This window comes from Moraxella bovis (assembly GCF_002014975.1).
Taxonomy (GTDB): Bacteria; Pseudomonadota; Gammaproteobacteria; order Pseudomonadales; family Moraxellaceae; genus Moraxella; species Moraxella bovis.
The window spans coordinates 69656-77144 of sequence record NZ_MUXV01000048.1 but is presented as its reverse complement, the minus strand read 5'-3'; the positions used below and the strand labels follow the sequence as shown (position 1 = coordinate 77144).

The window sequence follows — 7489 nt, the reverse complement described above, 5'->3', positions numbered from 1 at the left end:
GGTTTTTGGTGGGGGTCAAGCACTTTTTTGAATATTTTTAGAGAAAGTGGTTTAAGGTATTGATTTTGTTGTTTATTTAAAAAAAGACAGTCAGTAGACTGTCTTTTCGTTCAGACTAACCCTTAATCTTTTTAGTGCCGACAACTTTACAATGCTTGTATTGAATTTCGGAATTTGGATCCATGATTAATACATCTGACTTATGGTAGTTACCCAGTGTCATAGCACCACCACTAATTGTCCAACTGTTTTCATCACCAAAAGATGTGCCAGCAACATCAGAATGTGCTAAGTTAATCGGCAAAAAGCGAGTTTTGCCCCCTAAATGAGCTTCGGCATAGGTTGGTAGTTTTTGCTTATTAAAGCCATAAGTAACCTTGACTGCACCACCCTTGTTGCAACTGTATGACACTTGTCTTACTTTTGTGGCGGTTTCGTCCGCTTTTGCCGCATCCATGGTCGCTTCTGCATGAGCCACACCTGTAAAGGCAACGCCAAGAGCAAAGATTGGGGCGATGAATTTAACTGCTTTCATAAGAACTCCTTAAAATAAGGTAAACAAAATATGATAATCAAATCAAACAATCCTAACTTCATTAAGAAGTAAGACTGCTTCATTTTGATTGGTATTATATAAGAAGAAAATCAAACTTGATACTGTATAACGGTAAAAAATTATTGCTGATTTGGCGTTTGTGGTGACATAATGGTTATTTTGAAATGATTTGTTACAGTTTAGAAAAATTTAGGTTTATCAATGATTTATAATTACAACCGTATTTACATTTGTACTTTATTCTCATTAAAAAATTATCAAAAACACTTCATGCCACCCTACTTAAATGGTAAAATACACCAAATTTCCCATTTTGTACCTTTATTGAGAATTATCATGCAAATTACCGTCATTGACCACCCCCTTGTCCGTCACAAATTATCGCTCATGCGAGAAAAAAACTGCTCTACCTATAAATTTCGCACGCTCACCAACGAGCTTGGACGGCTGATGGCATATGAAGCGAGTCGTGATTTTGAGACCGAAGATTTTGACATGGACGGCTGGGATGGTAGCACCATCAAAGGCACGCAGGTCAAGGGTAAAACGGTAACACTGGTGCCGATTTTGCGAGCGGGACTTGGTATGTTAGATGGCGTGCTTGATTTGTTGCCCACCGCCAAAATCTCATTTGTCGGCTTACAACGTGATGAAGAGACGCTTGAACCTGTGCCATTTTTTGAAAAATTTGTTAAAGACATTCACAAACGCCCTGCCCTAATCCTAGACCCCATGCTTGCCACAGGCGGTAGTATGGTTGCCACCATTGATATGCTAAAAAAACACGGCTGTAAAAGCATCAAAGCCCTTGTGTTGGTCGCCGCCCCCGAAGGCGTGAAACTTGTCAATGACGCTCACCCTGATGTTGAGATTTTTACCGCATCGCTTGACAGTCATCTTAACGAAGACGGCTATATCATCCCCGGTCTTGGGGATGCTGGCGATAAGATTTTTGGCACTCGCTAAACTACCCTACGCCAGTCGTCATGATTGGCGTTTTTCTTTTATTTTTGAGATGACAACTGCCAATATAAACACCACCGCCTGCAATAGCACAATCGTCGCCCCCGTTGCCGAATCCAAATGAAAACTTAAAATCACGCCTAAAAAACTGGTCAAACACGAACTTACCACCGCCACAGCCAGCATGGTATGAAATCGCCGACACAAGACAAATGCCGTAATGCCGGGGGAGATGAGCATCGCCACCACCAAGATCACGCCAACGGCTTGCATGGCAACCACAATTGTGGCGGACAATAAAATAAGCAACCCATAATGCAAAACTTTGGGCGACAGTCCTGCCACACGAGCATGACTTGGGTCAAAGCAGTACAACAATAAATCCTTGCCTTTTAACAGCACCGCCCCCAAAATCGCCCCACAAATTATCATGGTCTGGATAAGCATTTCACGGCTGATACCAAGCAGATTGCCAAACAAAATATGCTTTAAATGCTGGTCGGTGTCTATTTTGGTAAACATAACAAGCCCTACCGCAAACATGCCTGCAAAGACAATGCCCATGAGCGTATCTTCCTTGATACGGGTGTTATTTTTTAAAAACCCCACCGATATGGCACAAAATAGCCCCGCCACAAATGCCCCAAGCGACATCGGCACCCCAAGCCAAAACGCCACAATCACTCCTGGGAACACCGCATGGCTAATCGCATCGCCCATGAGCGACCAGCCCTTTAACACCACATAACACGACAACACCGCACACACCGCCCCAACAACGACCGATGATAATAGGGCGTGTTGCATAAAAGGGTAAGATAGGGGAGTTAGGAGAAGGTCAGTTGGGGTCATTTTGTATCTTTAAAAAGTGCAACCAATAGTTGCAAAATTAGGCTTTGTCCAAAAGTTTTCTTAAAAGTTCAATTTCTTTGTCTTTTTGGGCGATGATTTCGTTCTTTTGAGACAATAATTCATCTTTATATGTGACAATAAGTTGGAGTTTTTCTATTTCTTGTTGGTCGTTATAATAGTTGTTTTGATTATTTATACTGTTGTCTCTTAAATTTATGTCTCTACACTTAGAATTTTTATTATTATTTCCCAATATAATACTAAAATCGGCACCTTCTTTTACCAAATCTTCCATTTTAATATTGAAAGTTTGGGCGATTTGTTCTAAGTGCTTAATTTTAATATCACTTTCATCTCTTTCTAATTTCCCATAACCATTTTTTGACATACCAATTTCGTATGCCATTTCATCTTGACTTAATTTTAATTCCGCTCTCAACTCTCTTAAATTATCACTAACTGTCATAAAAACTCTATTTTGTGGGTTAAAATCAAAATTGTGGATTAAATTGGTTCTTTTTTGTTGGTTTACAACCGTAAAATATTAAGATACCATAAGCAAATTCTATATATTTTTTACCAAAAAGTCAATTATTTAATACTAAAAATTACCAAAGGGCTATATTTATGAAATTAAATCTTAAAAAATTGGTTTTATTGCCATTATTTCTAATCCCTGTTACCGCATTGGCAATGGGCAAGCTTTATGTGTACCCGCAAGTGAGTGGCGGTCAATATATTGATACTGAAATCCAAGTGGATTGCACAGGGTGTTGGTGGGACGAAACCGCTTATATTAAAGGCACGGTTACGCTTAGGGGTGCTGATACCAAAACCATACGAGTTAATCAAACAATGAAAGTGTATTCTGGAGAATACAACACGGGTACAGTTAATTTGGCGGTGGTTGATGACCCCTATCTCTACAATAACGCCGTACTTAATATCACAGTATCAGGAGCAAATACAGATACTGTTAGGGTAAATAAGGTTATTTCTTTACGATAAGGACATTATTATGAGTAACAAAAAAGATGATGTTTCATTTTTTGATGGAGCATGGCTAAGCTCAATAATCGCCTTTTTTGCTACTTGGGTAACAGCAATTGTTTTATTCAACTTTTTTGGATTGGTACTTGGCTGGATACCTGCTTTAATTGTAGCTGCGGTAGTTTGGTTTACTTTTCCATTTTTGTACGCCATAATATTTTCACTTATCATTGGTTGTGTTGTGTTTTTTGGCATACTCTACTTTTTATAATTGATATTTAAATCAATTCAATATCATAGGAAAAGCAAAAAATGAAAACAAGCTTTATCATTTCTATCATTTTATTATCGCTTTTCATTACTGGCTGTACAGAAGATGAAAGACGAGAACTCCTAGAAATTGTAAAAAACGCAACAATGTCAGAAAGCGAAAAAAGAGCCAAAAGACAGGCAGAAGAATATGCAAGAAAACAGGAAGAGATGGAATATATACACTCGGAAAGATATAATAATTTACTACAAAGAGCGGAGCCAGAAATTAGAAAAATCATAGCTGAAAGTTTAAGAAAACAAGAATTTCCTTATTCAAAAATAGTAATCTATGATGGCTATATACACTCACCAAGCAATGCCAAAACTCCTGATAAGTTTACTTATTCTTATAAGGTTGATTTTTATGCTGATATCATACAAGATGATATATTTACAATTCGTACACATACAGTAACTGGTTTTGTTAATTTTGATTTCAATCTTGATAGCCAAGATAGTTATTCTGTCAATGGTTATGAATATAAAGTCGTGAATGTTACCAATGATTTTTCAGATATCACCAAAATTGGGGCAAAAACTTTATTTGAGAAATTAACTGAAAACAACGAAAGCTATTAACTCGGTACAAGCACTCCTTGCACTACCCCACCCTGCTCCTATTTCTCAAAACCCCAAACTTCCCCGAAAACAAAAACGCCCCAACAAAACACAGCGTTTGAAGCAGCACAATCACACCGCCTGTCGCCCCGTCCAAAAAATAACTCAAATACACGCCAAGTCCGCCCGTTGCCACGCCAATTGCTACCGCAATTTTGACCATCGTGTTAAATTTATCGGTCAGCTGATATGCCGTTGCCCCTGGGGTGATGACCATCGCAATCACCAAAATCGCCCCCACCGTTTGTAGTGCCGACACCACGCACGCAGACAGCAGGCTAAAAAACAGCACTTGATACACTTTTGGCGACAGTCCCACCGACTTGGCGTGGATTTCATCAAAAAACACCAAAAGCAAATCTTTCCAAAAAACGAGCAAAAAACCAAGCGACACCGCCATGACAATGCCCACTTGTATCATGTCGGTATCGCTAATACCCAAAATATTGCCAAAAATAATCTCTTGAACATTGACAGACGTGGGATTGATAGAGATGATAAACAGTCCCAAGGCAAAAAACGTGGTAAAAATAAAGCCAATCACCGCATCTTCTTTTAGGTTTGTCAAAGATTTAACCCACAAAATCGCCAAAGACGCCAATATCCCCGAAAAAAACGCCCCAATCGCATAAGGCAAGCCGAGAGCATACGCAATCGCCACCCCCGGCACGACCGCATGGGACAAGGCATCGCCAATAAGCGACCAACCCTTTAACATCAAATATGCCGACAAAAACGCACACACGCCACCGACCACAGACGACATCACCATCGCTTTTACCATATATTCATAGGCAAAAGGCTCGGCAAGCAAGGCAAACAGCTCACTCATGGCATATCCTTATTTGGGTTTGAATTTGGTGTGGGGCTGGGCGTTGTGGTGTCGGTTTTAGGGTTGTACAGTTGTACGTCGTCATTTTTTGCCCGTTTTTGATTCATATTGACCTGCCCCACACGGCTCGCCTGTGCGATCTCATCGCAGTGGCTACGCTCGGGCGTGCCGTCATGCACCCCATAAAACACCGCAGGCACTTCATCGTCCGCCAAAATCGTAACCGCACGACTGTCATCGTCATCGTGCAGGTCCTTGCCTGCCAAGCGAATTTGCCGTAACACTCCCCCAAACACCTTCTCCAAATTCTCTTGGGTAAATGTCTCTTTGGTTGTACCACTTGCCAGCACGGTGCGATTTATCATCACCACTTGGTCGCAAAATTCTGGAATCGTCCCCAGATTGTGCGTGGAGATTAAAATCAAATGCCCTTCGCTTCGTAAATCGTCAAGCAGAGCCATAATCGCCTTTTCGGTTTTGACATCAACGCCTGTAAACGGCTCATCAAGCAGGATAATTTTGCTTTCTTGGGCAAGCGAGCGAGCCAAAAACACCCGCTTTTTTTGACCGCCTGACAGTTCGCTGATTTGCCTGTCTTTTAGATGAGAAATATCCACCCGAGCCATGGCGTCTGCTACCTTTTGGCGGTCGATTGCCTTGGGCAGTCGCAAAAAATTCATATGGCCATACCGCCCCATCATCACCACATCATAAACCGACACAGGAAATTGCCAGTCCACTTCTTCGGCTTGGGGAACGTATGCGACAAGGTTTTGTTTTAGGGCGGTGTTAATGGGCAAACCACAGAGCAAAATCTGCCCTGATTGAGGTTTAATCAGTCCCATAATGGACTTAAACAGCGTGGATTTGCCAGAGCCGTTTACCCCCACCAAGGCACAAGTTGTCCCACCTGTTAAGGCAAAATTCATGTCAAAAAGGGCGTGATGACCGTTGGCGTAACGCACGGACAAATCCTGAACACTAATGCTGGCGGTTAAATCGTGAATGTATGTCATAATTGTGAAAAATTGATTTAAAAAAGATAGAAATTTTTGAAATTAGCACAATAAATCAATGGTGGATTTGTAGGGGTAAATTGCAATTTGCCCAATAAAACCCTTAGCATTTGGGCGTTGTATTCGCCCCTACCGCCTAATTTATAAACACTATATTCCCATATTTTGTAAATCAAAAATTTGGCAAGATACCGTATTTTATCTTGCCAAATCGCCTTGTCAATTATTTTTGAGCTTTTGCGTCTTCAAACCCTTTAACCACCGTGCTTGCCGTTACATTTAACAAGTCAAGATAAGTTGGCACTGCACCGTCTTTTTCGCTTAGGCTGTCCACATACAGCACACCGCCATAATACGCTCCTGCTTCTTTGGCGACTTGTTTGGCAGGTTTGTCCGAAATGGTGCTTTCGCTAAATACCACAGGAATTTTGTTGGTTTTGACCGTGTCAATAAGTGCCTTGACCTGCTGGGGTGTGCCTTGCTGCTCGGCGTTAATGTCCCACAGATAGGCTTCTTTTAGCCCATAATCTTTGGCAAGGTAGCTAAATGCCCCTTCAGAGGTAACCAGCCAACGCTCATTTTCAGGAATTTGAGCAAGTTTGGCACGAAGTGGCTCGTCCATGGCTTTGATTTTTTTGGCGTATTCTTCGGCATTTTTGATGTACACGTCTTTGTTTTTGGGGTCGTGTTTGATGAATGCGTTTTTGATATTTTCCACATAAATCAAGGCGTTAGACGTAGACATCCAAGCGTGCGGATTTGGCAAATCCTTATATGAGCCTGCCTTGATAGGTATAGGCGTGATACCGTCCGTTACCACCACCGCAGGAGTGTCTTTGGCATCGGCATAGAATTTTTCAAACCAACGCTCCAAGTTCATGCCATTCCACAAAATCAAATCGGCTTCTTTGACCTTGGCAATGTCCTTTGGGGTCGGCTCATAGTCATGAATCTCCGCCCCTGCTTTGGTAATGGAATGAACGTCTGCTGCGTCCCCTGCGACATTTTGGGCAATGTCTTCAATAATGGTAAAGGTCGTTACCACCGTCATTTTGTCGGTTTGGGCGGTGGGTGTGGGGGCTTGTTCGGTTTTTTGTTCGGCAGGCTTGTCGTTGCCACAGCCGATGAGAGCAAGGCTAAGCCCCAAGCAGGTCGCCCATTTTTTTAACTCAAAAGAAGGTATCATCATAAAATTTCCAACCACATCAATAAATTGAAATTACCCTTATTCCATTGGTTTAAACATACATCAAAAAACCATGTTATAAATAAGGAATTTAGATGATGATAATAATACTCATTAATTGTTAAAAAATCAAGGGGTTTGATAAAATAAATAGGGCGTGCCTG

General features: G+C 41.3%; 10 protein-coding genes. 4 read left to right on the top strand and 6 right to left on the bottom strand.

Translation table 11 applies throughout. The features are described 5' to 3' along the window. Positions 1-115: 115 nt before the first annotated feature. The gene (locus tag B0182_RS11060; RefSeq protein WP_078274987.1) at positions 116-535 is read right to left on the bottom strand and encodes an ACP-like domain-containing protein; all 420 of its coding nucleotides are present in this window, start codon (positions 533-535) and stop codon (positions 116-118) included. Positions 536-892: 357 nt separating this feature from the next. Here B0182_RS11060 and upp point away from each other — a divergent pair, with 357 nt between their 5' ends. Continuing rightward, positions 893-1522 (top strand): uracil phosphoribosyltransferase, encoded by a 630-nt coding sequence (gene upp, locus B0182_RS11055; RefSeq protein ID WP_065254916.1) that lies wholly within the window; start codon positions 893-895, stop codon positions 1520-1522. An 18-nt stretch (positions 1523-1540) separates the two neighbouring features. On the opposite strand, the gene B0182_RS11050 is transcribed toward upp, so the two are convergent. Together B0182_RS11050 and B0182_RS11045 are read right to left on the bottom strand one after the other, a co-directional pair. Then, on the bottom strand, positions 1541-2371 hold the full coding sequence (locus B0182_RS11050; protein WP_244893688.1) for a metal ABC transporter permease: 831 nt from the start codon (positions 2369-2371) through the stop codon (positions 1541-1543). 37 nt (positions 2372-2408) lie between these two features. Next, positions 2409-2837, bottom strand: coding sequence for a helix-turn-helix domain-containing protein (locus tag B0182_RS11045; protein ID WP_078274986.1), 429 nt, complete (start codon positions 2835-2837; stop codon positions 2409-2411). 161 nt (positions 2838-2998) lie between these two features. Between B0182_RS11045 and B0182_RS11040 the strand changes: the two genes are divergently transcribed. From B0182_RS11040 to B0182_RS11030, 3 genes are read left to right on the top strand one after another with little or no spacing between them, the layout of a single operon-like run. Continuing rightward, positions 2999-3379 (top strand): hypothetical protein, encoded by a 381-nt coding sequence (locus B0182_RS11040; RefSeq protein ID WP_078274985.1) that lies wholly within the window; start codon positions 2999-3001, stop codon positions 3377-3379. Positions 3380-3389: 10 nt separating this feature from the next. Next, positions 3390-3632, top strand: a complete 243-nt coding sequence (locus tag B0182_RS11035; protein ID WP_078274984.1) for a hypothetical protein — start codon at positions 3390-3392, stop codon at positions 3630-3632. Between the two features lie 41 nt (positions 3633-3673). After that, positions 3674-4252: a hypothetical protein gene (locus tag B0182_RS11030; RefSeq protein ID WP_078274983.1), complete on the top strand. Its 579-nt coding sequence runs from the start codon at positions 3674-3676 to the stop codon at positions 4250-4252. 22 nt (positions 4253-4274) lie between these two features. On the opposite strand, the gene B0182_RS11025 is transcribed toward B0182_RS11030, so the two are convergent. From B0182_RS11025 to B0182_RS11015, 3 genes are all read right to left on the bottom strand, one after another. After that, complete coding sequence (locus B0182_RS11025) at positions 4275-5123, bottom strand: metal ABC transporter permease (protein WP_280522601.1); 849 nt, start codon at positions 5121-5123, stop codon at positions 4275-4277. After that, complete coding sequence (locus B0182_RS11020; RefSeq protein WP_078274982.1) at positions 5120-6139, bottom strand: metal ABC transporter ATP-binding protein; 1020 nt, start codon at positions 6137-6139, stop codon at positions 5120-5122. Before B0182_RS11020 ends, B0182_RS11025 begins: the two co-directional genes overlap by 4 nt. A gap of 223 nt (positions 6140-6362) precedes the next feature. Next, a complete protein-coding gene (locus B0182_RS11015) occupies positions 6363-7328 on the bottom strand; it encodes a metal ABC transporter substrate-binding protein (RefSeq protein WP_228157735.1) in 966 nt (321 codons plus the stop codon). Positions 7329-7489: the final 161 nt, after the last annotated feature.

What these genes read in the sequence shown, in the direction of transcription:
- B0182_RS11020 (WP_078274982.1), bottom strand. Translation starts at nt 6,139, where the DNA reads ATGACATACATTCACGATTTAACCGCCAGCATTAGTGTTCAGGATTTG.
- upp (WP_065254916.1), top strand. Translation starts at nt 893, where the DNA reads ATGCAAATTACCGTCATTGACCACCCCCTTGTCCGTCACAAATTATCG.
- B0182_RS11030 (WP_078274983.1), top strand. Translation starts at nt 3,674, where the DNA reads ATGAAAACAAGCTTTATCATTTCTATCATTTTATTATCGCTTTTCATT.
- B0182_RS11015 (WP_228157735.1), bottom strand. Translation starts at nt 7,328, where the DNA reads ATGATGATACCTTCTTTTGAGTTAAAAAAATGGGCGACCTGCTTGGGG.
- B0182_RS11025 (WP_280522601.1), bottom strand. Translation starts at nt 5,123, where the DNA reads ATGAGTGAGCTGTTTGCCTTGCTTGCCGAGCCTTTTGCCTATGAATAT.
- B0182_RS11050 (WP_244893688.1), bottom strand. Translation starts at nt 2,371, where the DNA reads ATGACCCCAACTGACCTTCTCCTAACTCCCCTATCTTACCCTTTTATG.
- B0182_RS11060 (WP_078274987.1), bottom strand. Translation starts at nt 535, where the DNA reads ATGAAAGCAGTTAAATTCATCGCCCCAATCTTTGCTCTTGGCGTTGCC.
- B0182_RS11040 (WP_078274985.1), top strand. Translation starts at nt 2,999, where the DNA reads ATGAAATTAAATCTTAAAAAATTGGTTTTATTGCCATTATTTCTAATC.
- B0182_RS11035 (WP_078274984.1), top strand. Translation starts at nt 3,390, where the DNA reads ATGAGTAACAAAAAAGATGATGTTTCATTTTTTGATGGAGCATGGCTA.
- B0182_RS11045 (WP_078274986.1), bottom strand. Translation starts at nt 2,837, where the DNA reads ATGACAGTTAGTGATAATTTAAGAGAGTTGAGAGCGGAATTAAAATTA.